Origin of the sequence: Streptomyces venezuelae, assembly GCF_008642375.1 — a bacterium.
Lineage (GTDB): Bacteria > Actinomycetota > Actinomycetes > Streptomycetales > Streptomycetaceae > Streptomyces > Streptomyces venezuelae_G.
Map to the genome: position 1 here is coordinate 8,333,820 of NZ_CP029194.1, position 23,578 is coordinate 8,357,397.

Annotated in this window: 18 protein-coding genes; 11 read left to right on the forward strand and 7 right to left on the reverse strand. The window is 71.3% G+C overall.

All coding sequences use genetic code 11. The annotated features are described in order from the left end of the window. Positions 1 to 242 precede the first annotated feature (242 nt). The gene (locus DEJ46_RS37870; RefSeq protein WP_150273667.1) at positions 243 to 1,481 is read right to left on the reverse strand and encodes an FAD-dependent oxidoreductase; all 1,239 of its coding nucleotides are present in this window, start codon (positions 1,479 to 1,481) and stop codon (positions 243 to 245) included. A gap of 305 nt (positions 1,482 to 1,786) precedes the next feature. On the opposite strand from DEJ46_RS37870, the gene DEJ46_RS37875 reads away from it, so the two are divergent. The 3 genes from DEJ46_RS37875 to DEJ46_RS37885 all read left to right on the forward strand — a co-directional run bounded on the left by DEJ46_RS37875 (position 1,787) and on the right by DEJ46_RS37885 (position 4,853). Beyond that, positions 1,787 to 2,269, forward strand: a complete 483-nt coding sequence (locus DEJ46_RS37875; RefSeq protein ID WP_150273669.1) for a hypothetical protein — start codon at positions 1,787 to 1,789, stop codon at positions 2,267 to 2,269. Positions 2,270 to 2,427: 158 nt separating this feature from the next. Next, positions 2,428 to 3,309 (forward strand): helix-turn-helix transcriptional regulator, encoded by an 882-nt coding sequence (locus DEJ46_RS37880; RefSeq protein WP_150273671.1) that lies wholly within the window; start codon positions 2,428 to 2,430, stop codon positions 3,307 to 3,309. Between the two features lie 119 nt (positions 3,310 to 3,428). Then, entirely contained in the window at positions 3,429 to 4,853 is a 1,425-nt protein-coding gene (locus DEJ46_RS37885; RefSeq protein ID WP_150273673.1) for an alpha/beta fold hydrolase, read from the forward strand. A 77-nt stretch (positions 4,854 to 4,930) separates the two neighbouring features. Here the strand turns inward: DEJ46_RS37885 and DEJ46_RS37890 are convergent, their stop codons facing one another. The 3 genes from DEJ46_RS37890 to DEJ46_RS37900 form a co-directional block, all read right to left on the reverse strand. After that, entirely contained in the window at positions 4,931 to 6,598 is a 1,668-nt protein-coding gene (locus DEJ46_RS37890; RefSeq protein WP_150273675.1) for a sensor histidine kinase, read from the reverse strand. Between the two features lie 131 nt (positions 6,599 to 6,729). Continuing rightward, complete coding sequence (locus DEJ46_RS37895) at positions 6,730 to 7,452, reverse strand: ABC transporter permease (protein ID WP_223835388.1); 723 nt, start codon at positions 7,450 to 7,452, stop codon at positions 6,730 to 6,732. Positions 7,453 to 7,547: 95 nt separating this feature from the next. Beyond that, on the reverse strand, positions 7,548 to 8,495 hold the full coding sequence (locus DEJ46_RS37900; protein WP_150273677.1) for an ABC transporter ATP-binding protein: 948 nt from the start codon (positions 8,493 to 8,495) through the stop codon (positions 7,548 to 7,550). A gap of 268 nt (positions 8,496 to 8,763) precedes the next feature. Here DEJ46_RS37900 and DEJ46_RS37905 point away from each other — a divergent pair, with 268 nt between their 5' ends. Then, entirely contained in the window at positions 8,764 to 9,444 is a 681-nt protein-coding gene (locus tag DEJ46_RS37905; RefSeq protein ID WP_150273679.1) for a response regulator, read from the forward strand. 369 nt (positions 9,445 to 9,813) lie between these two features. After that, a complete protein-coding gene (locus DEJ46_RS37910; RefSeq protein WP_223835389.1) occupies positions 9,814 to 11,091 on the forward strand; it encodes an ABC transporter substrate-binding protein in 1,278 nt (425 codons plus the stop codon). Between the two features lie 89 nt (positions 11,092 to 11,180). Here DEJ46_RS37910 and DEJ46_RS37915 read toward each other — a convergent pair whose 3' ends face one another. Both DEJ46_RS37915 and DEJ46_RS37920 read right to left on the reverse strand, forming a co-directional pair. After that, complete coding sequence (locus tag DEJ46_RS37915; RefSeq protein ID WP_150273683.1) at positions 11,181 to 12,128, reverse strand: oxygenase MpaB family protein; 948 nt, start codon at positions 12,126 to 12,128, stop codon at positions 11,181 to 11,183. Between the two features lie 96 nt (positions 12,129 to 12,224). After that, on the reverse strand, positions 12,225 to 13,118 hold the full coding sequence (locus DEJ46_RS37920) for an AraC family transcriptional regulator (RefSeq protein WP_150273684.1): 894 nt from the start codon (positions 13,116 to 13,118) through the stop codon (positions 12,225 to 12,227). Between the two features lie 68 nt (positions 13,119 to 13,186). On the opposite strand from DEJ46_RS37920, the gene DEJ46_RS37925 reads away from it, so the two are divergent. Beyond that, the gene (locus DEJ46_RS37925) at positions 13,187 to 13,765 is read left to right on the forward strand and encodes a DUF3291 domain-containing protein (RefSeq protein WP_411757804.1); all 579 of its coding nucleotides are present in this window, start codon (positions 13,187 to 13,189) and stop codon (positions 13,763 to 13,765) included. Between the two features lie 60 nt (positions 13,766 to 13,825). Here the strand turns inward: DEJ46_RS37925 and DEJ46_RS37930 are convergent, their stop codons facing one another. Continuing rightward, positions 13,826 to 15,253: an amidase gene (locus DEJ46_RS37930; protein ID WP_150273686.1), complete on the reverse strand. Its 1,428-nt coding sequence runs from the start codon at positions 15,251 to 15,253 to the stop codon at positions 13,826 to 13,828. A 407-nt stretch (positions 15,254 to 15,660) separates the two neighbouring features. Between DEJ46_RS37930 and DEJ46_RS37935 the strand changes: the two genes are divergently transcribed. The 5 genes from DEJ46_RS37935 to DEJ46_RS37955 all read left to right on the forward strand — a co-directional run bounded on the left by DEJ46_RS37935 (position 15,661) and on the right by DEJ46_RS37955 (position 23,577). Further along, positions 15,661 to 17,547: an AMP-dependent synthetase/ligase gene (locus DEJ46_RS37935; protein ID WP_150273688.1), complete on the forward strand. Its 1,887-nt coding sequence runs from the start codon at positions 15,661 to 15,663 to the stop codon at positions 17,545 to 17,547. Positions 17,548 to 17,784: 237 nt separating this feature from the next. Further along, positions 17,785 to 19,539, forward strand: a complete 1,755-nt coding sequence (locus DEJ46_RS37940; RefSeq protein WP_150273690.1) for a lysyl oxidase family protein — start codon at positions 17,785 to 17,787, stop codon at positions 19,537 to 19,539. A gap of 189 nt (positions 19,540 to 19,728) precedes the next feature. Beyond that, entirely contained in the window at positions 19,729 to 20,361 is a 633-nt protein-coding gene (locus tag DEJ46_RS37945) for a hypothetical protein (protein ID WP_150273692.1), read from the forward strand. A 92-nt stretch (positions 20,362 to 20,453) separates the two neighbouring features. Next, on the forward strand, positions 20,454 to 20,945 hold the full coding sequence (locus tag DEJ46_RS37950) for an HIT family protein (RefSeq protein ID WP_223835390.1): 492 nt from the start codon (positions 20,454 to 20,456) through the stop codon (positions 20,943 to 20,945). A 250-nt stretch (positions 20,946 to 21,195) separates the two neighbouring features. Continuing rightward, positions 21,196 to 23,577: a SpoIIE family protein phosphatase gene (locus DEJ46_RS37955; protein ID WP_150273694.1), complete on the forward strand. Its 2,382-nt coding sequence runs from the start codon at positions 21,196 to 21,198 to the stop codon at positions 23,575 to 23,577. The last annotated feature ends 1 nt before the right edge of the window (position 23,578 follow it).

Sequence of the window (23,578 nt, forward strand, 5' to 3'; positions counted from 1 at the left end):
GTTGTGGCGGTCAGCCGCGGGTCGGGCCGGGGGACCGAAGGAGGCCTCCGCGAAGGGGACGAAGCTCACGGTACGGCGGAGTGGTCTTCGCGTACACCGGCCCGGATTTCCGGGCCGCCTTCAAGCCGCCGGACTGCAAGGGGACGGCCCTCTGAGACTCCGCACGGAACGACTTCAGGCATCGGCGGCAGATGAGTGCGCATCCGAGGGTGGGGCAGGAGCCGTGGACGGGTTCCACCGCGTCACCCCACCGGTCGGTCCGGCAGCCGAAAGCCGTTGAACAGGTCGTCCATGCCACGCAGGGCGAGCCGGACAGGGGTGGCACGGACCGCGATGTCGCGGGCCGACACGGCCAGCGGGTGACGGAAGGCGCCCAGCCGACCGACGCGGCGGGCACGGACGCGCACGGCATCGGTGCGGTCGCGACGGGCGGCGGTGTACGCGGCGAGGGCAGCCGGGACGCCGTGCGCACCGTCCCCGCCATCCGCGCAGTCCGTGCCGTCCGCACCGGCGCCGTCGTCCCCGGCGGGCAGGAGGTGGGCGAGGACCACCGCGTCCTCGATGGCCTGGCAGCCGCCCTGGCCGAGGTTCGGTGCCATGGCGTGGGCGGCGTCGCCGAGCCAGGCGATCCGGCCGTGGTGCAGCCGGGGGAGCGGGGCGGCCAACTCGTAGAGGTCGTGCCTCAGGACGTCGCCGGGGGTGAGCCGGTCGACGCGGTCCAGCAGCGCCGGAATCGGGTGATGCCACGAGCCGAACCGACGGCGGAGTTCGGCACGGGGGTCGTCCGACCGGCCACCGGCCGGAACGGCCGCGGTGGCGTAGAGGTAGAACCGGCCGTCGGAGAGCGGGGTCACGCCGAACCGCTCGCCCCGCCCCCACGTCTCGCTCATCGCCTGGATCCCCAGGTCCGGAGCTTCCACCAGGGCCCGCCAGGCGGTCTCGCCGACATAACGCAGGCCGGGGTGGCCGGAGAAGTGCGCGCGGCGCAGCGGACTGTGGATCCCGTCGGCGGCGACGACCAGGTCCGCGGGAAGGCCGGGAAGGTCCGGTCCGTCTTCCGTGCGCGGGACCGGGCGGCCCCCGGCGTCGTCGACGGCGGTCACGGTGGAGCCGTAGAGGAGAGCCCCCGCCGGCAGGGCGGCGGCGAGAGCGACGTTGAGGGCCGGGCGCGGGACGGCGATCGGGGACATCCCGTAGCGCGCCGCCAGGTCGGCGGTGGCGACCCGGACGAGCCACCGGCCGTCGGAGCGGCGCACCCCCATCGCGCCGGGTACGGCGCTGCCGGTGACGCGCGTGACGTCGACACCGATGGCGTCGAGTGCGCGCAGCGCGTTGGGGGCGAGGCCGATCCCGGCGCCGGTGACGGGGGGTTCGGGGGCGCGTTCGCAGACGGTGACGTGCCAGCCGCGGCGGTGCAGGGCCACAGCGGCCGTGAGCCCGCCGATCCCGGCTCCGACCACGACCACGCGACGACTCGGCATGGAGCCCCACCCCCTGCGTTCCGGGCACTCGCCGCCGCCGTGGAACCGCAGCCGTGCGGTCCGTACGAACCCGAGCGCCGCGCGACCGTCGCGCGCGTACGACGGTAGTCGTCGCCCGTCGCGCGTGCATCGTGACACCGGACCCGTACGACACTCGCACGCCGCCGCATTGCAGCAGCGGGCTGCGGAGACCCCGCGCCGAACGCGTCCTGATCCTCGGGACGCGCCACGGTCGCGCATGACAGGTGCTGCGCCGCCGAGTCGACGGTCGGCTCAGGGATCCGGGTGCGTGTGATCATCGAGGAATGGATCATGATCTCGGATGTGGCGCTGAGGCGGCCGAAGCGGGTGCGGAGTACGTCGCATTGGTGTCGCTGGTCGAGCGGTCGGTGCGGGCGGGGGCGGGGGAGAGGGTTGTGGCCGTGCCGGTGGCCTGCCGGTTGTGCGGCTCGGACGGTGTGGACGAGTTCGAGGTGTGGGCGGGGGACTGCTACTGCGTCGGCTGCCTCATAGCGATCGGGGTGTGGCACGGGGACGACCCGGCGACGTTTCCCTCGGAGGTGCTTTCCTTTCCCTGGCGACTCGTACCGTCCGTGACCCCGCTTCCTTCGCTGTCGTCCGGGGACTACTTCAGATGCTCCGACGGAACCATGGTGTTCCAGGTGGCTGTTGCCATGGTGCTCGGCCAGGACGACATGGCGCGGCGCGTCTCTGTCGGCCTCCGGTGCTCGGAGCACGGCGGAATGTACTTGTACATCGACAACGCGCATGTGGAGCCGAGCGAATAGTCCGGCCGTTCCAAGGTGCCGCGGTCGGCGGGGCACACCGAGCGCGCCGGCGAACTGCCCCTTCAACACGAGGGGTTCCCGAGGGCCACTGGAGGGAGCACCCCCAACGGGTGTGAACCGCCACGCGGTGGGGGATCCGAGGCCTCAGGGGGGGACGCATGAACGAAGAGGGCCGCAGTATCGGGGAGTTGCTCGAGGACGAGACCGTACGCGAGCGGCGCGGCGCGCTGCGCGGGCGGATCCGTGCCGCCGGGATCACCGTCCAGGACATCCTGTGCTGCGAGGACAGCTCCGGATTCCTCGGGCCCGGACACGCGGACGCGTACACCGTGGTCCTGGCCCGGTCCGGCGGCTACCTCCGCCGGATCGCCGGCGAGGAGTTCTTCGTCGACGCGAGCGGCGGATACCTCACCCGGCCCGGCGACGAACACCGCGTCGCCCACCCGATCGGCCCCGGCGACCGGTCCACCGAGATCCGGCTCGGCGCCGAGCTGTTCGCCGACCGGTTCGACGGCCCGCCGCTCTCCCGCCGCTTCACGGTCACCGGTGCCACCGACGTGCACCACCGCGCCCTCCTGGCCGCGGCACGGCGCGGGGCCGAGGACTTCGAACTGGGGGAGCGGCTGCACCGCTTGCTCGACGACGTGGCCGCCTCCGCCGGACACTGGCGTACGGACACGAGCCGCCGCCCCGCCGCCGCCCGTGCCCACGCCAGGCTGGTCCGCGACGTCTGCGCCGTCCTGGCCGGCGGACCCCCGGGGCTCCTGCTCTCCCTGGAGGAGCTGGCCCGCGCGGTAGGCGCCTCGCCGCACCATCTCAGCCGCGTCTTCCGCGCCGTCACCGGCACGACCCTCACGCACCACCGCAACGAGTTACGGCTGCGGGGCGTCCTGCACGCGCTGGAGGAGGGCGAGGGCGGCCTGCGCACCCTCGCGTACGCCTACGGGTTCGCCGATCAGGCCCATCTGACCCGGGTGTGCCGCAGCCATACGGGGTGCGTCCCCAGCGCCTTGAGGGGTGTTCTCGCGGATCGCGCATGAATGTCCAACGCCCCGGTGCGGGGACCGCCGCAGACTGGCGGCGGCCGGAGCCCCGGCTGGTGCGGTGCTCCCCGCGGGTGGTGCACGGCGCTCCGTCTTCCTCGTGGGGGAACGTGACGATGACCTTCCTGACCAGAGCCGGTACGGCAGCGGCGGCCGCCCTGACGGCCGTCGTGTGCGTGGGTTCCGCACCGGTGGCCGCCCCGGCCCCGTACCGCGTGATCCCGACCGGCCCGACCGCCATCACCGCCCCATCCGTCACGGCGCCAGGGCTCACCGATCCGCGCCCCTGCCCCGGGCAGACCGACGTGACCTGCGCCGATCTCACCGTGCCTCTCGACCGTACGGGCGCCGTGCCGGGGACCCTGAAGCTCCGGACCGCGGTCTTCGGCGCCGCCGACGCGCCCAAGGGGACGCTTCTCTTCCTCACCGGCGGCCCCGGCCAGCCGGGCGTCCCCTACGTCCAGCGGATCCGCGAGCGGCTCCCCGAAGCCCTCGCCCAGTACCGGCTGGTGATGATCGACCAGCGCGGCACCGGCGAAGCGGCCGTCGACTGCCCGGGACTCCAGCGAGAAGTGGGCAGCAGCGACACCGTCGCGCCCACACCCGGCGCCGTCACCGCCTGCGCCGAAAGCCTCGGCGCGCAGCGGAACTTCTACACCACCGCCGACACGGTCGCCGACCTGGAAGACCTGCGACGCGCCCTCGGCGTGGGATCCTGGACGCTCGACGGGGTCTCGTACGGCACGTTCACCGCCGGCCAGTACGCCCTGACCCATCCGCACCGGGTCCGCAAGCTCGTCCTCGACTCCGTCGTACCGCTCGACGGCGCCGGTGTGCTGTACGAGGACGCCCTCGGCCACTCCGCGCGGGTGCTCCGCACCGCCTGCCGCGAGCAGAGGTGCGGTTTCGACCCGGCGCGGGACCTCGCGACGGTCGTCCGGCGTGACGACAACGGGGTCGGCGTGTTCAACCTGCTCGTCATCGCGAGCATCATCGACCCCAAGCTCGACAACCCCCGGTTCGGCATCCTCGCGGCCATCCACGCCTCCGCTTCCGGTGACCGGGCCCGCCTCGACGGCCTCGTCGCCGGGTTCTCCGCGCCGTCCGACGAACCGCCCGCGGAGTTCAGCTCCGGACTGCACGCGGCGACGCTCTGCGCCGACTCCCGATGGCCGTGGGGCGATGCCTCCGCACCCGTCGAGGGACGGGAACGAGCCCTGAAGCGGGCCGTCCAAAGGATCCGGCCGTCGGCGGTGTGGCCCTTCGAGCGGGAGACGGCCGGCGCGCAGGGCATCCCGAAGACCTGCCTGCCCTGGCCCGCCTCCCGCCCCAACCAAGCCGCGCCTCGCCGCACGCTGAGGGTGCCGGTGCTGATCCTCGCCGGCGACCGGGACCTGTCGACGCCGGTGCGGTGGGCCCGCGACCTGGCGGCCGTGACCCCGAAGGCCGAACTCGTCGTCCTCGCCGGTGCCGGCCACTCCACCCAGAGCCGCAGCGACGGCGGAGCCCGAGCCGCCGAGGAGTTCCTGCTGCGCCGGTGAAGCCAGGTGACGGGGTCGGCGATCTCGCCGGCCCTCCGAGGAGGCCTCCGAGGAGGAGAGCGGCCCGGCCGTTTCCGTCAGCTCCGGTTCGCCTCCAGGGTGTCCTTGGCCACGAGAACGCCGTCGGACCAGCAGAGCCGGTAGAGGTCGACGTCGTCCAGCAGGTCGCGGCCGGAGCGGTAGAACTCGCAGTCGGTACCCGGCGGCCGGGGTGCGGAACGGGCGTGGTCCGGCGGATACGGGAAGTCGCGAGCCGGCAGGAGAGGGCCGAGCTCGGCCCGGGGGCGTCCCGGCTCAAGGGCGTCGAACCGAGACGGCGGGAGTACGCCCGTCGTCAGCTGCCAGGCCAGGTACGCGGCGGCCGGGACGAAGAACGCCGCCGCGGCGACCGGAGCCGCGAACGCGGCAACGGTCCGGCGACGCGCGGCGCGCCGCACCGCGGAGAGCCGTTCGGCGGACTCCGGGGCGGCGCGGTGGTCGGTGTGCAGACCGCTCCTGGGAGCGGCCGGCGGCGTCAGAGGTACGGCCGGGGCTTGGTGGGGGAGGACGGCGACGACACGGAAGCCGCCCTGGTGCGGGCCGGTGTCCAAGGTGCCGCCGAGGACTGTCACCCGTTCCCGAAGCCCTGTCAGCCCCCGGCCACCGGTGGCGGGCGCCTCTTCGCCGGTCGGCCGGGTCCGCCCGTACTTCCTCACGGCGGCGGCGTTCACGATGCTCACGCGGGTGTGACCGTCGGCGTGGTCGATTCCCACCGTCACGGCCCGGCCCGGGGCGTGCTTGACGGCGTTGGTGAGGGCTTCCTGCACCACCCGGTACATCCCGCGCTCGACCATCGGTGGCAGCACGGGCACTGCTCCACGCTGCTCCCAGCTCACGGGAACCCCGGAGGCGGCGGCCCGGCCGAGGAGGCCCGCGACCGTGTCCTTGACGGACGGCCCGCCCGTGCCTCCCGCCGCAGGCCCCGCCCCCGGTCCGGTCTCTGCTTCCCGTGGGCCGTGCGGGTCGTGCAGGACGGTGATCGTCTGCCGTAGCTGTTCGACGGCGTCGGCGATCGTCCCGCGCAGCTCGGCGAGGTCGGCGCGATCACGGTCGGTGAGGTCCGGGGAGAGCTCCAGGGCACCGGCGCGCAGGGCGACCAGACTCAGGGCATGGCCGAGTGAGTCGTGCATGTCGGCCGCGATGTCCGCACGCTCGGTCAGCGCCGCCCGCTCCGCCACGAGGTGCTGGCGCTCCTCCAGGCTCCGGGCCAACCTCCATCCTTCCCGCACGAGTTCACGCCGGCCGCGCCAGTGGCGTCCCGTCAGCCACGGCAGCAGGAGCGCGGCGGGTATCACCGAGAGGGTGTAGAACCACCACACGGCCGGCACCCGCAGCACGGCGCAGGCCGCGACGTCGACGCCCAGGCACACCGCGAGCACCACCAGCGGTCCCCGGGCAGGACCGACCCGCACACCGAGCAGACAGCTCAACGCGGCCAGCGACAGGACATGGGCGTTGGCCGGAGTCGCGGAATCGGCCAGGCCCAGTGCGCACAAGCCGTTGACGACGAACACCGCCACCGCCGGCCGACTGCGGGACAGCGGTACGGTCACCGCCAGCACGACGAGGGGGACCAGCAAGTCCACCACCGGCGAGGAGGCCCCGCCCGCGTCCCGGAACCCGTACACGGTGGCGGTGGAGAGCACGGCCCACAGCACCGCGTCGACGAGGACGTGCCTGGCCGGGGGGATGGGAGGGTGCCACATGAGCGTGGAGGTCCTTCCGGTCGGACGGCGTGACGTACTGACGTACTGACGTCGATTCTCCGGTCCCGGCCGCAGAGAGACGAAGGAGGGCACCCGCTGACAGTTGTCCGGCTTCCGGCTCCGACGTACCGTCAAGCGTCTCTGCGGCGCAGCACATACAGGCCGGTCAGGTGCGCCACCGCGCTCCACGCCGCCACGATGAGGACGGCCGACGCCGAGGAGTACGGGGCGTCGCCGGCGACGCGCAGGAAGTGGTCGCCCGCCCCGTACGGCAGAGCGTCGTTCACGGCCGCCAGAGCGTCGCTGCCCAGCCCCAGGAGCACGCTCGGCAGCGCCCACAGCAGTGAGACGAGGAGCGACAGCACGCCGGCCGGGTGCCGCGCGGCGAAAGCCACACCGACGGTGAGCACGGCCACGAGCGCCTGGTACACGCCGATCGCGACGATCTGAGCGACGGTCGTGCCGGCGTCGAACGACGCCCGGCCGTCGAACGCCACCCAGGCAACGCCCGTGCCCACAACCCCGAACACCACACCACCGACGTACGCGACCACCCCCGTCACCAGGGCCTTGGCCGCCTGAACCCGATGCCGCCGCGGCACCCACAACAGGGAGGCGCGCACGGTCCCCGTCGAGTACTCGGAGGTCACCGCGACCGTGGCCAGGACGACGACGGCGAACTGCGTGACGACGACGGAGGCGGCCGCCGCGTTCCCCACGGGCTGGACCGTGTGTTCGTTGATGCGGGCGATCGAGGCGAAGTAGAAGGTGAACACGGCGGTGACCGCGAGTCCCGCGAGAAGACAGAGGGAGGAGGCCCGGACGGACCACAGCTTGGTCCACTCGCATGCCACGGCCCCGGCGAATCCACCAGGCGTGCTCCGCCCCGGAGTCAGGTGATCCTCCGGAGGCAGAGCAGTAGCCCGCTCCTTGGTCGGCGTCGCATGGGTCACTGCTGTCCCTTCCCCTCGGTGGCGCCCGTGGCGCCCGACGCGTACTCGACGCTTCGTGCGGTCAAGTCCATGTACGCCTGCTCCAGCGAAACGACTTCGTCGCTCAGGGCGTGCAGCCGTACGCCGCAGTGGTGGGCGAGGTCGCCGACCTCGGCCGCACTCATGCCGCCCACGGCGAGCTCCCCCGACGCGGACGTCTTCACGCTCACATCGGCTGCCGCTGTCAGACAGCGGACGAGCGTGGACCGCTCTTCCGTGTCGGGCACCGTGGCCCGTGCCGAGGGAGGTGACGCGGCGGACAGGAACTCCGTCAGGGAGGAGTCGCTCAGCAGCCGGCCCCGGCCGATCACGACAAGATGATCGGCCGTCACCTGCATCTCGCTCATCAGGTGGCTGGAGAGAAACACGGTGCGCCCCTCAGCGGCCTGGTCCCGCACGAGCCGACGGATCCACTGCACCCCGTCGGGATCCAGGCCGTTGACGGGTTCGTCCAGGATCAGCACCGGAGGATCGCCGAGCAGAGCGCCCGCCACGCCCAGCCGCCCGCTCATGCCGAGTGAGTACGTTCCGGCCGGTCTGCGGGAGGCCGCGGCCAGACCCACCGCCTCCAGCACCTCGTCCACCCGCCGTACCCGAATCCCGTTGGCTCGGGCCTGGGCGACCAGGTGCGCACGGCCGGAGCGCGCCGGGTGGACGGCTCGGGCGTCCAGCATCGCTCCGACCGCCCGCAACGGTCGCCGCAGGTCCGCGTACGGCCGACCGGCGATCAGAGCCCGCCCGCGTGTGGGGTGGTCGAGACCCAGGATCATGCGCATCGTGGTGGACTTCCCGGCCCCGTTGGGGCCGAGGAAGCCGGTCACCCGGCCGGCGTGGACGTCGAACGTCAGGTCGTCCACGGCCGGCTTGTCGCCGTAGCGTTTGGTCAGTCCTCGGATGCTGATCACGAAATTCCCTCGCAATGGGTGAGAAGCCTCGGCGCACGGGCAAGGGCCGCGAAATCCGTCGCGAAACCCGTCGCGAAATCCGTCGCGAAACCCGTGGCGAAGCCCGCCACGATTCCCGTACGACAGCGACGCTACGAGCGCACGCGGCCGAGGCCCATGGGTCGAAAGGAAGGGGCATCCTGCCTTTCGTCGGGGGAGCGCTCAGTCCCCGGACGGAACCGCGAGGCACCGCCGGTGCGAGGCCGTGAGCCGGACGTAGGCTCCAGGCGTGGAAGAAACGACACCGAACGGCCGGCCCGTACGGGTCCTGGTGGCCGACGACGAGGCAATGGTCCGGGCGGGCGTACGCGCCATCCTGGCCCGCGACCCGCACGTCGACGTGGTCGCCGAGGCAGCCGACGGCAACGAGGCACTCGCGCTCACCCGTCTCCACCGGCCGGACGTGGTCCTGCTGGACATCCAGATGCCAGGCCTCGACGGGCTGACGACGGTGGCCCGGCTCCGCCGAGAACCGGCAACCGTCGGTGTGATCATGCTGACGACCTTCGGGCAGGACGAGTACATCACCCGAGCACTCGAGGAAGGCGCCGACGGCTTCCTGCTCAAGGCGGACGACCCCAGAGAACTCCTCAACGGCGTACGGGCCGTCGGCGCCGGCGGCGCCTACCTCTCTCCCCGTGTCGCGGGCAGGGTCATCGCCGGAATGCGGGCGCACCGCACGGCGCATCCCCGCCGTTCCCTGGACAGACTCACGCAGCGGGAGCGCGACGTCCTGGCGGGGATCGCCGCGGGGCTGTCCAACGCGGAGATCGCGAGCCGGCTGCACCTCGTCGAAGGCACCGTGAAAGCACACGTCAGCGCCGTCCTGACAAAGCTGGACGCCCGCAACCGGGTGGAGGCGGCCATCGCCGCCCACGAGGCGGGCCTGACCCCACCGCGCCACGGCTGACGACCCGGTACGACGTTTCCGCGAGGGGGAGTCCGCACGGTCGCCGGGCTGCGAGCTCCCTGGCTCCACCGTTGCGCAGCCCCGACCGAAGAGGCGGCGCAACTTGTCGGCACGAGGCGCCCCCGGTGCCGTCCTCCACCCCGCCATTCGTCTCCCGCATCCATTCGTCCATGCTCCGCTCTGGAGCCACTGTGGACATCGTGGAGGGTTCTACGCGCATCACCCTCCAGATCGATGTAGTGGAAAACACCATCGGAAATGGCACTGCTTGGAGTTATGGCCACAACTGTTCGACGAGGAGCGAAATCCAGACCTTCCCAGGAGAGAATTCCGGACGCACTGTCCAAAAAAGATCCAGAGGAAAGATCCGTGCGACGAAGACTCTTCGGCATGACCGCCTCGGTGGCCGCATTCGGGCTACTGAGCTCCCTCGTCACGGCCTGCAGCGCGTCCGAGAGCGACGGGACGACGCTGCGGCTCGTGGTCCCCGAGTACGGCGACAGCCCGGCGACCAGCTCCAAGACGTACTGGGACAAGCTGTCCGTCGCCTTCAGTGCCGCCCACCCCGGCAAAAGGGTCGAGGTGACGCTGTACCCATGGGCGGACGTCGACCGCGAGGTCACGCGCATGGTCGCGGAGAACAATGCTCCCGACGTGGCTCTGATGGGTGCGTACTCCGACTTCGCCGCGCAGGACCGCCTTTACGCCGCCAGCGAGGTGATGTCGATCGGGACGGAGGCGAACTTCCTGCCGCCGCTCGCGGAGGCGGGCTCGATCCACCACAGTCTCTACGGTCTGCCTTTCGTGGCCAGCAGCCGGCTGCTCTTCTACAACCAGGAACTGTTCGAGAAGTCCGGAGCGGAGCCGCCGAAGACCTGGTCGGACCTGAAGGACGCGGCCAAGGCGCTCAAGAGCGAGGGCGTGCTCTACCCGTACGCACTGCCCCTCGGCCCCGAGGAGGCGCACGCGGAAGCCCTGATCTGGCAACTGAGCAACGGCGGCGGATACACCGACAGCAGCGGCCGATACAACATCGCGTCCGAGCAGAACACGCAGACGTTCCGCTGGATCAAGGACAACCTGGTCACGCCGGGCCTCACCGGGCCGGTCGCGCCCGCCCAGCTCAACCGGCAGGACGCCTTCGCCGCGTTCCTGCGTGGCGACGTCGGCATGGTCAACGGCTATCCCTCTCTGCTTCATGAGGCGAGAGCGAAGGGCATGAAGGTCGGCACGCTGCGCATGCCGGTGTCGGACACGCTCGACGAGGGGAAGACCCCGCCGGTGGCGGGCGTCGCCGACTGGATGATGGCCTTCAAGCGTGAGGGCAATCGCGAACTGGTGCACTCCTTCCTGAACTTCGTCTACCAGGACAAGAACCTCGTCGAGTTCGCGGGGCGCTACAAGCTGCTGCCGTCGACGGTGAGCGCCAACCAGGCGTCCCAGGCCGCGGCGGCCGACCCCAGCGCCGAGCAGTTCCTGAGCGCATTGCGCACCGCCGAGCTCTACCCGGTCAACGACCCTTCCTGGCTCCAGGTCAGCGACACCATCAAGCGGAACATCGGCAAGGCCGTCGCCCCGACCGCGGAACCGAAGATCGTGCTGGAGACCATCGCACGCCAGGCCAAAGAGGCGTCGAATCAGAAGTAGCGGAGCCGGGAGCGAACCGGTCCGCTGACGGCACCGTGGCCGCCCTGCCGGGAGGTCGCGTTCTGGTCTGAGGGTGCCGCGGCCTCCGCTCACCTCGCCGAACGAGACGGAGACGGCCCGGGCTGTGGCGAGCCGGTTGCGGGAAGCCGCGCCGGCCGGGGAGCGGCAGGAACGATCCATCGGATCGCCGCGACGACCGCGTGTCCGCCGGGGCGGGCCAGGGGCAGCAGCAGGCGGGTGGTGTACGGCAGGTCGAGGCGGGCCCGGGCCCATGCGGGCAGCAGCTCGACCGCCGCGGCTGCCAGGAAGGCGTAGGGCAGGCGGGCGGGCCAGGGCAGCGGCGGGTGGGCCAGCAGGTAGCGTGCCGCCGCGCGTGACTGAGCGGTGGCACGCAGCTCCGGACGGTACTTTGCGAGGCGGGCCACCAGTCCGGCGGTGGTCTCCGGCGGATCCACCACCCCGAGCCGGCGCGCGACACGCGCCATGTCGGCGACGTAGCCGTCCGCCTCCCCCGGAGCCAGTGGGCGCCTTCCGTAGCGTTGATGGGCCCTGAGGAAGCAGGCGGCCTCGGCCGCGTGCACCCAGGCGAGCAGATGCGGATCGGAAGCCCGGTACGGCACGCCTTCCGGTGTCCGTCCCCGCACCGCGCCGTGGACGTGGCGCACACGGCGTACCGCCTGCTCCGCGTCCTGCGCCGTACCGAACGTCGTGACCGCCAGGAAGGTGCTCGTGCGCTGGAGCCGCCCCCAGGGGTCGCTCTCGAACCCGGAGTGCGCGGCGACCGCCGCCATGGCGACAGGGTGGAGCGACTGCAGGAGCAGGGCGGCGAGCCCGCCGACGTACATCGCCGCGTCCGCGTGCACGGTCCGCACCGGACGGTCGGGGCCGAACCATCGCGGGCCCGGCGTTTCGTGGATACGAGCCCGCTTCTCGTGCGCGGTGGGGCCGGCGACCCGGTGCAGCAGCGCCTCACCGGCCCGCTCCCGCAGCTCGCCGACACACGCTGGGGTCCAGAGCACCCTTCCAGTGTGCGCCATGAGGCCGCACGGACGACGGCTTCCCCCGAGTCGGCCCGCGAGCCCCCGCGCAACGGTCGAAGAGTCCCTCTCGCACGGGTGCTCACGGCCCGGTCGTCACGCCCCGGCGGTCTCGCCGGCCCGCTCGACGGGGATCCACAGCTGGGAGTCCGTGTCCGTGCCGATCTCCACCGGCTGCGTCTGCAGCAGCTCAGGACCCGGCCGGCTCGCATACGGGTTCGAGGGGAACCACTGCGTGAACACGTCCCGCCACAGCTCCTGGAGGGCGCTCGGGTACGGCCCGTGGTTGTCGAAGACCGCCCAGGTTCCGGCGGGCACGTCGAGGGCGTCGAGCTCGTCCGCGGCGGCCTCCGGGGTGGTGACGACGCCGATCCAGTAGTCGACCTCCGCGCCTTCCTCGCGGCTGTCGGTCAGGTGCACCACCGCCGACAGCACGCCTTCCGGCTGCCCGTCGGCCAGCTCCTTCATCCGTACGATCGCCTGCTCGTCCAGGCTCTCCACGTGCGCCGCGGCCGCTGCGTTGACCCCCTCGTGCACGAGAGGTACCCGCGCCTTCCTGCCCACGACCCGAAACGCTTCCTTCTCCACGATCCGGTACCGCATGGTCGTACTCCCTTCGACGACGACACGGAAGGACATGCGCGGCTGCGCCGTGAGCGTCGCACCGGTACGCCGGGCCTCACCCGGCCCGATGCCGTGCACCGACCGGAACGCCCGCGCGAACGCCTCACCCGACCCGTACCCGTACCGCACGGCCACGTCGAGCAGCGTCCGCTCCCCGCCCAGCACCTCGGCGCCGGCGAGCGTCATGCGGCGGCGCCGCACGTACACGGAGAGCGGCATCCCGGCGAGGGCCGAGAACAGGCGCCGGAAGTGGTACTCCGACGTCATCGCGATCCGAGCGACCGCGGCGACGTCGACCTCCCGGCCCGCCTCCGCCTCGAGGCAGCGCTCGATGTGGTCGAGTGCCTGGTTGAGCTGCTCCAGCACGGGGTGCGTGTCCTTCCTTCTGATGTCTTCACCGTAGGAAGCACCACCCTCCCAGGACCCGACGATCCGTGCCCGGAACGATCGGGTGCACCACCACCGCGGCGCCCCTCCGATCGCCCACGGCACCCGTCCACCTGCCCCGTCCGTGCACTCTCACGCGAGAACTGCACGAGAGCGGCGAGGCCATCTACCGGAAGATCAGCCGGCACCCCGGCTACCTCGCTCATGCCGAAGCGGCAGACGGAGACCGGGGCGCACACTTCGACTTGGACTGGGGTGCATGGGGAGAGTTCGCCGTACCGACCTGGTACGGCAAGGGCCGCACGGTGGAAACCGCCGCCCTGGCCACGACCCTCTCACTCTGGACCGACCTGCGCCCTGCCTTCGACGCCATCTACACCGGTCTGCACCGCGAGGCGCTGAACAGGCGTCACGACTGGTTCGAGAGGACAGAACACCCGAGTTGCGCGTTCTGGTGGGTCTCCGACGGCGTGATACCCACCTGGCAGGACGGGGCTTCCAGGCTGGAGCACCTCCACGATCACGGCTCCACGCCGCACGCCTTCACCTTCCACCACGCGTTCGCCCCGGAAGGGACTCCGACCAGGATGAAGGGCGTCGCGCCGAAGAGCGACCAGGTTCGCTGACGAGGGCCGAAACGTGATGACAGGCCCCTGTCGCGAGCACGGCGTCCCAAGGCCCCTGGCTCAGAGGGCCGGGCGGCTGTTCCACGGGCGTACCGCCTCGATTGCCGTGGCCACGCGGAACACCCCGGCATCGTCGTAGGTGCGTCCGACGACCTGGACTCCCGTCGGCACGCCGGTCGAGGCGAATCCGGACGGCACGCTCAGCACCGGGCAGCGACTGGCGATGTTGAACACCGTGGTCATCGCGGCCTCCAGATAGGAGTCCAGCTCGACGCCGCCGATCACGACCTTGGTCGAGAGGTAGTCGTCGTCCGCTCTCAGCGCCGGGACGGCGGTCGTCGGGCAGAGCAGGACGTCATAGCGGTCGAGCAGTCTGCCGAGCGTCGTCTGCACCGCAGCCTCCAGTTCCAGACCGCGCATGATGCTTCCGGGCTCGCGGACGGCCTCGGCAGTCCGCTCGGCGAAGTCGAGCGCGTACGCGGTGAGAAGATCGCCGTGCTCCGCGGCGACCGACGTGACATAGGGGCCGAAGACGGAGCCGAAGTGAATCATCGCCGCCTCCATCACGGTCGCCCGCGTGATCGGGACGTCCACGTCCTCGACGATGGCTCCGGCGGCGCGCAGGGCTTCCGCCACGGCTCGGGTGTTGGCCTCGACCTCGGGATCGACCGGCCAGTCCCCGAGGTTGACCGACAGCGCCACCCGTACACCCTCGACGCCCTCGAAGCGTTCGGGCAGGGTGAACTTGGGACGCAAGGAGACCGCGTCGAGCGGGTGGGGTCCCGCGATGACGTTCTGCAGGAGTGCGCAGTCACCGACGGTCCGCGCCATCGGACCGTCGTGGCAGTACGTGTCGAGATTGAACGGGGCCATGGCCGGCACGCGACCGTACGGCGGCTTGTATCCGACCGTGCCCGTGAACGAGGCGGGAATGCGGATGGAGCCGCCGATGTCGGAGCCGGTCGCGAGCGTCGTCTCCCCGGCCGCGAGCGCGGCGCCGGCGCCGCCCGACGAACCGCCCGGGCTGAACTCCGGGTTCCACGGGTTGCGCGTCACACCCCACAACCGGGACTGCGTGAAGGCCGCGCAGCTGAACTCCGGCGTGGTGGTCCGCGCGTGCACGATGCCGCCCGCGGCCTGGACCCGCTCGACGACCGGATGCGTCTCGTCGGCGATCTCGTCCCGGAAGGCCAGCGAACCGTCTGTGCTGCGGCGCCCCTTGAGGGGCTGCTCCTCCTTCGTCGCGACCGGGAGCCCCTCCAGCGCGCGGGGCGCCGCCCCTTTGCCTCCGTACCGTGCCTCGGCCTCGCGCGCGGCGGCGAGCGCCTGCTCGAAGGTCTGCTCGGCGAGGGCGTTGACCTTGGACTCGACGGCTTCGGCGCGTGCGATGACAGCGGTCATCAGCTCGACCGGTGACAGCGAGCGCTCCCGGAAGCGGCGCAGGGCTTCGGTGGCCGGCAGATAGGCGATGTCGGTGAGGTCGGTCATGGTGGATCCCTACTGAGGCGATGGAGGTGATGGAGGCGATGGGGGTGACGGAGGCGCGTCGGAGGCGTCGGGGGCATGGGCGGACGACCGACTCGACGGCAGCATCGAACCGCCGTCCGCTTCCCGCGTCAACGGTGTTGTCGTAAGGCGGAGCGGGGTCCGCCTCCGCCGACGTGGTAGCCCTCCGTCAAAGTGGTCGGCCCCCGCCAAGGCGGCCGCCAGGGGGCGTGTGCTCGCGGCGCTGACACCACGTCGAGCACGTTTCGCCGCTGCTCCCCTTACGCGCAGGAGGGTTTGCCCATAGCCTCTCCACTGCTCGCAAGTTACCCGCCGGTCAATCAAGCACTGAAGCACTGAAGCACTGAAGCGATGAATCGTTGATGGCCGCCCTGGGCCCGGAGGTCGACATGAGTTCCGCGCAGTACCTTCTCGAGAACCGTCCGCACTCAGTGGCGCATCTCTTCCTGTCACGGGTCGAGGCCACTCCCGACCGCGAGGCCTACCGCTATCCGGTGGCCGCCGACCACGGTGCTCCCGGCGCCGAGGAGTGGCGCTCCCTGACCTGGGCCCAGGCCGCGGAGCGCGTGAGGGCGATCGCGGCCGGCCTGCTCTCCCTCGGGCTTCTGCCCGAGGAGCGCGTCGCGATCTCCTCCCCGACCCGGGTGGAGTGGATCCTCGCCGACCTGGGCGTGATGTGCGCGGGGACCGCCGCGACCGCCGTCTACCCGAGCACCAACGCCGACGAGACGGCGTACATCCTCGCCGACTCCGGCAGTCGGGCGATCTTCGTCGAGAACGCCGCCCAGCTGGCCAAGGTGACCGCCCACGCGGAACGCCTGCCCGGGCTCGGCCACGCGATCCTCTTCGATGCGGAGACGGACACGCCCCACGTCAAGGGACTTGAGGTCCTGACCCTCGCCGAGCTGGAGGAGCGCGGCACGGCACACCTGCGCGAGCACCCCGACGCGATCGACACGACGGTCCGGGCCATCGAGCGGGACCAACTCGCCACCCTGATCTACACCTCGGGCACGACCGGCCGCCCGAAGGGCGTGCGCCTGGTGCACGACTGCTGGTCCTACCAGGCCGTCGCGCAGGAGGTCAGCGGGCTGCTGCTCCCCGACGACGTGCAGTTTCTGTGGCTGCCGCTGTCCCACGTCTTCGGCAACGCCCTGATCTCCGGTCAGGTGAGGACCGGAAGCGTGATCGCGGTGGACGGGCGCGTCGACCGCATCGTCACCAACCTGCCCGTCGTCCGGCCCACCGTGATGGCCTCCGCGCCGCGGATCTTCGAGAAGGTCTACAACGGCATCGCGGCCAGGGCGAGGGCCGAGGGTGGTGCCAAGTACAAGATCTTCCAGTGGGCGGCCAAGGTCGCCCGCGACTACGCCAGGACCGGGCAGGAACAGATGGTGGCGACGGGAAGACGCACGGTGCCGCTGTCGCTCACCGTGCAGCACGCCGTCGCCGACAAGCTGGTCTACGGCAAGATCCGCGCCGCCTTCGGGGGCGCACTTCGCGGCAGCGCGTCGGGGAGTGCCGCACTCGCCCCCGACATCGGCTACTTCTTCGCCGGCGCCGGCGTGCCCGTCCTCGAAGGCTACGGCCTGACGGAGACCAGTGCAGCCGTCACGGTCAACCCGGTCGACAACCTCCGGGTGGGCACGGTCGGCAGACCCCTGCCCGGCACCGAGGTCCGCATCGCCGAGGACGGGGAGATCCTCCTGAAGGGCCCCGGTGTCATGCGGGGCTATCACAACCTTCCGGAGAAGACCGCCGAAGTGCTGGAGAGCGACGGCTGGTTCCACACCGGCGACATCGGCGAGGTCGACAAGGACGGCTTCGTCCGGATAACGGACCGAAAGAAGGACCTGTTCAAGACGTCGGGCGGCAAGTACATAGCGCCCACGGAGATCGAAAGCCGCTTCAAGGCGGTCTGCCCGTACGTCAGCAACATCCTGGTCATCGGCAACGGCCGCAACTACTGCACCGCCCTGATCACGCTCGACGAAAGCGCGATCATGCCCTGGGCGGCATCCCACGACCTGGGGGACCGCAGCTACGCCGAGGTCGTCTCCTCGCCGGAAGTGCACACGCTGATCGAAGGCTTCGTCGCACGCGTCAACGGCGACCTGCAGCGGTGGCAGACGATCAAGAAGTTCTCGGTGCTGCCGCGTGACCTCGACATCGAGCACGGCGAGCTCACCCCCAGCCTCAAGGTCAAGCGGCCCGTCGTGGAGCGCGCATACGCCAAGGTCATCGAGACGATGTACGAGGGTGCCCGCGAGGCGTGATGTCACCTGCCCGGTACGGCAGGTCCGCGGTCCCGGCATCATCGGCGACAGCGGCGTTTTCCGGCCAACATCTCGACAGTTTCGACTCTCCGGACAACCGGGCACCCAGCTCCCTCCTCTCACCGGACGGGCGCAGCGAGTGCCTGTCGCCGTTCCGGCCGGACGTGACCCGTCCCGCCGGACCGGGTGGCCCGCTGTCAGCTCCCTTTGCCACAGCATCCGGAGAACGAGGGATCGATGACCACTACGCGCACCATCCGGCTGCGGCGTCCGCTGCTCGCCGGTACCACGGCCGTCGCCGCCATGGCCGTGACGGTCGGCTTCATGGCCGCCACGCCGGAGCAGGCGAAGGCCGCGCCGGGGCCCAGACTGAGTCTCATCGCGGCGACCGACTCGGTCACGCTCACCTCGTGGAAGGAGGAGCCGGGCGTCTATCTGGACCTGGGCACCTATCTGACCGCGGAGGGAACACCGCTGGAGTTCAAGGTGACCCGGAAGTCCTACAAGGACCCGGTGACCATCACCCAGACCGTGTACGCGGGCGGCAAGACGAAGACCAGGACGCTGCCCCCGGGCACGGTGAAGGACTTCTCAGGGCTGCCGGGGTTCGCGGAGATCACCGTCACCGACAAGACGGGCAAGACGGTCGCCAGCCGGACGGAAAGCTTCTGTCCGAACAACGCCAGCGGACGGGTCCGCCCCGACGCGCCCTCCACCTCGAAGTATCCGGAGAGCTGTCCCACCAACCCCTTCACCCTCGGTTCCGTGTGGGGCGTCGAGAAGGGGTGGGCCGCCAACACCTACGGCGGTTCCTACACCCAGCCGGTGAAGCTCGCCGCCGGCACGTACACGGCCAAGATCGGGGTCGCCAAGAAGTACCGGGACCTCCTCGGGATCGCCGACCGGCCCGCGACCGTGAAGGTCACCGTCCAGGAGCGCAGCTGGGAGGACGGCGCCGGCGCCGCGCCCGCCAGGTCGGCCACCGCCGGCGAACACGCGGGGCACGGCGCGGCCCACCAGGCCCCGGCCGGTCACACCGGGCACGGGTCGGGGCACGGCCGGCCGACCCCCGCCCAGGCCGGCGCACCGGAGACCAGCGGCGCGGGTCCCTCGTACAACGTGGGCCACGGGCCGCTGAAGGCCGCGCCGCCTGCCGTGCCGTGGGCGGTGAAGAGGCAGCAGGCCGAACGCGCCGAGATGCAGGCCGGTGACACCACCGGGCAGACCGACGGCTCGCGGCAGGCGCCCGCGCTCACGCCGCTGTCCACGCGGCCCAGCGGGAGTCCCTCCGTCCCGAACGTCCCGAAGCCCGACCTGCGGTCGCTGCCGGCATACGGCATCACCATCAGCGACGGCGGCCAGAACATCCCGGGCAAGGACTACCTGGCCTTCAGCGCCAACGTGTGGAACGCCGGTCCCGCCCAGCTCGTGGTCGACGGCTTCCGCTCGCCCGGGAAAGCCAAGATGGACGCCTACCAGTACTTCTACGACGCCGCGGGCAAGCAGGTCGGCTACACCCCGACCGGCACCATGGAGTGGGACCCGCGTCCCGGCCACGTGCACTGGCACTTCACCGACTTCGCCAGCTACCGGCTTCTGAAGGCGGACAAGAAGGAAGCGGTGCGCAGTGGCAAGGAGGCCTTCTGCCTGGCCAACACCGACGCCGTCGACTACACGGTGAAGAACGCCAACTGGCACCCGTTCAACACCGACCTGGCAACCGCCTGCGGCCAGGAGAACTCCATCTCCGTCCGCGAGGTGCTGGACGTCGGCTCCGGTGACACCTACACCCAGGACCTGCCGGGCCAGTCGTTCGACATCACGGACGTGCCCAACGGCACCTACTACATCCAGGTGCTGGCCAATCCGGCCAAGCGACTGAAGGAAACCAACCTCGACAACAACAGCGCCCTGCGGAAGGTCGTCCTCGGCGGCACCCCCGGCCGGCGCACCGTGACCGTCCCCGCGCACGACCTCGTGAACGCGAACTGACCTGAGAAGGCGGGTGGCGCGGCAACCACTGTGCCACCCGCCCTCGAAGGACCACGGCGCCAGGTGCTTCCTTCAGGAGGCCGGGCATTCGGCCGGGGATACGCCGGACCGGCCCCAGCGATAGGCCATGCGGCAGAGGGCGGGCGTGTCCTTGTCGGGCGGGTGGCCGGTGCGGGCCAAGCTCGGGCCATGAAACCCACTCGTATGCGCGCGGCTGTGCTCTCCGCCGTGGCGGCCGTGGTACTGGCGGTCGCGGGCACCGGCCCGGCCCAGGCCGGGCCCGTCACACAGGCTGCGGTACCTCCCGCGGACCACAACTGCATCAGTCCCGACGGGACCAACCTCAACACCTTCCTCGGCATCAGCGAGCGGATCATGGGTCCGCCGGGGTGCCGCGAGGCTTTCGTGGGGGAGCAGTGGTACCGGTCCTTCCCCTCCTGGGGCACGGCCGTCGACGGTGACGACGCCCGCTATCCCCGCGGCTACACACCCGCCCGCCTCGACCCGATGGACGACTTCGTCTCGAAGTTCCAGGGGGTCCGCATCGTGAGCGACATCGGCACGGCCCGGGAGCAGAGCCGGACCTTCGGTCCGGAGACCCTGCGCCGGATCGCCCCCTTCGAAGGGCTCCCCTTCGCCTCCTTCGCCGCGGGCGCGCTCCCCACGCTCCCGGCCGGCCAGCACACGTCGACGGTCTTCATGCGGCTGAGCGCGGAGCACTGCGACGGGCTGAGCCGACGGCGTGCGGTCAGCTGCCTGCCCGGAGGAGAATTCCTCTACACGGGCCCGACGCCCGTCACGTTCTTCCTCAGGAACTCCTGACCGCCGCAACGGTGAGTCGTCCGTGAGGACCGTGCACATGGATTCGAGCCGGTCCTCACGCGCCGGCCTGGCCGAGGCGAGAGGAACGCGCAGTGAACGACAGGCAGCCGATGGATCTGGACGCCTACGAGGAACGTGCGCGCCGCGGGCCCTGCTTCGTGTGCGCCACCGTCGACGGGCACCCTGACTACGAGCACCATGTGATCTACGAGGATGCCTGCCACGTTGCCTTCCTCGACCGATGGCCCACGCTGCCCGGCAAGGTGCTGGTCGCCCCCAAGCGGCACATCGAGCACGTCGTCAGCGGCTTCACCGACGACGAGTACACCGACATCATGTGCGTGGTGCGCAAGGTGGCCCTGGCCGTCGAGAAGGTTCTGGCCCCGGAGCGCGTCTACCTGCTGTCGCTGGGCGCGCAGGGAGGAAACTCCCACGTCCACTGGCACGTCGCGGGCCTGCCGCCCGGCGTGCCCTACGGCGAGCAGCAGTTCCACGCGCTCATGTCGGAGAACGGAGTGCTGGACGTTTCCCCGGAGGAGGCCGCCGAGCTGGCGGCCCGGCTCCGCGAACACCTCGCGCCATGACGATCCTGACAGCCGGCGGCAGCGCATTGCTGGCAGGTCATCCCCTTCCGGCCGAGGCGGCACAAGGAGCATGGGAGGAGTGCCCTTCGAAGCTGCTGTGCTCCCGGGCCCGTAACGGGCACTCGATCCGCTCACGCGGGCGGTGGCCATTCGGAGGAGTACGGCGTGCTGATGATCCGGCACCCGGGCAGAGTGGCGGTGAGCGGTGGTCGCGACCGCCGACCGTGCGCGGAAGGGAGGGTGCCCTCTGATGACCCCGGGTAGCGACGACCTCCTCGACGTGGGGCACGCGGCAGGGCTCGTGGTCGACGCCAGGGGGACCATCCTTCGGTGCACACCGGCTGCGGAGAACCTGCTGCGGCGGTCGGCACGAGACCTGTACGGGCGGCGAGTGCGCGATCTCCTCGCGGTTCCGGGGAGCTGGCGCGCGGTCCTGGAGCAGCGCGACGGGCCGGTGTGGGAAGGGCGCGCGGCACTCGCCCCGGACGGTGGTGGCGACGTGGAGTTTCGTGTCCTGCCGCTCACCGACGGGCCGCGAGCCGGGTCCCCGCCCCGGTTCCTGGTGCTGGGTGCGCCCCGTCTCCTCGTCTCCCAGTGGCGTCAGGGCCACGCGTTCATGAGGGAACTGTTCCTCCAGGACCGGATCGGTCTGGCGGTTCTCGACAACGAGTTGCGGCTGGTGCGGACGAACACCCACCTCCTTCCCTACTCGGGTGTGCCGGGAGAGCTGTACCGGGCCCGTCTGTCCGACTTCCTCCGGGAGGCGGACGCCCACGTGATCGACGCGCGGCTGCGCGAGGTCCTGACGACCGGGGTCCCGCTGGTCGCCGTCGACGTGCAGGTGCACACGCAGGTCGACCCGGGTGCGGGACGGATCATGGCCCTTTCCGCGTTCCGCCTCCAGGAGGCGAACGGGCTGGTGATGGGCGTGACGGCCCTCTTCGTCGATGTCACGGAACAGCGCCTCTCGCGTCGCCGCTTCGACCTGCTGCACCGGGCGACCTCCGTGCTCAGCACCACACTCTCCGCCGAGGAGACGACCCGGGACCTGGCCGACGTCCTGGTTTCGGCGCTTGCGGACGTCGCGGTCGTCGAGGTCGCCGAGGCCGTGTTCACGTACGCGGAGCCGGTCCCTGAACGCCATCACCAGCACGTGCTGCGCCGGACGGCGGTGGCCGGAATCTCCCCCGACGTACTCGGTCCCGGCACGGACGTCACGGTGGACACCGGTGGTGTGCTGTCGGGCCGGGTGTGGTCGCACGCGCACGACACGGAGGCGAGCGCCGGTCTTCCTGACGCGGTCGGTGCCCGTGCGCACGGGATGAGCGCATTGCTACGGGCACGGGGGGCGCTTCTCGGCCGGATCAGGGTCGGGCGCGACGAGGATCGTCCGCCCTTCACCGACGAGGACCTCGTTCTGCTGGAGGAGATCGCCTCGCGTACGGCGCTGGTCGTGGACAACGCGCGTCGGTACGCGCGCGAGCGGAACGCCGCGGTCGGCCTGCAGAGGAGCCTGCTGCCGTCCGCCACGACCGACACCTCCACGGTGCACGCCGCGAGTGTCTACCTCCCCACGGACACGGCGACGGGGGTCAGTGGCGACTGGTTCGACGTCATCCCGCTTTCCTCCGCCCGGGTCGCTCTCGTGGTCGGCGACGTGGTGGGGCACGGCCTCCAGGCCACCGCGACGATGGCGCGCATGCGCACCGCCGTACGGACGCTGGCGGACCTCGACCTGGAGCCCGACGAGCTGCTGACGCATCTGGACGACCTTGTGTCGCAGTTCGCCATCGACGCCGACGGTACGGAGACGACGCGTCCCCCCGGCACCGAGATCGCCTTCGGATCGTTCGGTGCCACGTGTCTGTACATGACGTACGACCCCGTGACCCGGCGGTGCGTCGTGGCCAGCGCGGGACACCCGCCGCCCGCGCTGGCGGGGCCCGACGGCAGCGTCGCCTACCTCGACCTCAGCCCCGGTCCACCGCTCGGGGTCGGCGGTCTTCCGTTCGAGCCGCTCGAGGCGGAGGTGGAGGACGGCAGCGTCCTCGCTCTCTACACCGATGGTCTGATCGAGCGGAGCCACGCCGATCTGGACGAGGGCATGGCGGCACTCCGGCACGCGCTGTCGGTCACGCTCACCCCCGGCCGGCCCCTGGAGGACGTCGGTCCCGGGGTGGTCCGGTCTCTCGTGCCGGGTCCGCTGTCGGACGACGTGACGCTCCTGCTCGCGGCGGTCCGCGGGATCCCCGCGGACGACAGTGCCACCTGGACCTTCGCGGCGGATCCGTCGGTGGTCGCCGAGGCGCGTGAGCGCGTACTGACCCAGCTGTCGCGGTGGGACCTGGACGAGCTCGCCTTCACCACCGAGCTGGTGGCCAGCGAGCTCGTCACCAATGCCATCCGCTATGCGGGCGGACCGGTCGTGCTCCGGCTGATCCGCGCGGAAAAGCTGATCTGCGAAGTCTCCGACGGCAGCGGCACTCAGCCCCGAATGCGCCGCGCCCAGGCCACGGAGGAGGGAGGCCGTGGCCTCTTCCTGATCGCGCAGCTCACCGACCGGTGGGGGAGCAGGTACACGCGCACGGGCAAGACCATCTGGACGGAGCAGTCCTTGCCGCCGCCACGCTGAG

Bases quoted from the DNA above. Each gene is read 5' to 3' on its own strand.
- DEJ46_RS37880 (WP_150273671.1), top strand. From the start codon at position 2,428: ATGAACGAAGAGGGCCGCAGTATCGGGGAGTTGCTCGAGGACGAGACC.
- DEJ46_RS37870 (WP_150273667.1), bottom strand. From the start codon at position 1,481: ATGCCGAGTCGTCGCGTGGTCGTGGTCGGAGCCGGGATCGGCGGGCTC.
- DEJ46_RS37945 (WP_150273692.1), top strand. From the start codon at position 19,729: ATGAAACCCACTCGTATGCGCGCGGCTGTGCTCTCCGCCGTGGCGGCC.
- DEJ46_RS37935 (WP_150273688.1), top strand. From the start codon at position 15,661: ATGAGTTCCGCGCAGTACCTTCTCGAGAACCGTCCGCACTCAGTGGCG.
- DEJ46_RS37930 (WP_150273686.1), bottom strand. From the start codon at position 15,253: ATGACCGACCTCACCGACATCGCCTATCTGCCGGCCACCGAAGCCCTG.
- DEJ46_RS37955 (WP_150273694.1), top strand. From the start codon at position 21,196: ATGACCCCGGGTAGCGACGACCTCCTCGACGTGGGGCACGCGGCAGGG.
- DEJ46_RS37915 (WP_150273683.1), bottom strand. From the start codon at position 12,128: ATGGCGCACACTGGAAGGGTGCTCTGGACCCCAGCGTGTGTCGGCGAG.
- DEJ46_RS37875 (WP_150273669.1), top strand. From the start codon at position 1,787: ATGGATCATGATCTCGGATGTGGCGCTGAGGCGGCCGAAGCGGGTGCG.
- DEJ46_RS37885 (WP_150273673.1), top strand. From the start codon at position 3,429: ATGACCTTCCTGACCAGAGCCGGTACGGCAGCGGCGGCCGCCCTGACG.
- DEJ46_RS37890 (WP_150273675.1), bottom strand. From the start codon at position 6,598: ATGTGGCACCCTCCCATCCCCCCGGCCAGGCACGTCCTCGTCGACGCG.
- DEJ46_RS37940 (WP_150273690.1), top strand. From the start codon at position 17,785: ATGACCACTACGCGCACCATCCGGCTGCGGCGTCCGCTGCTCGCCGGT.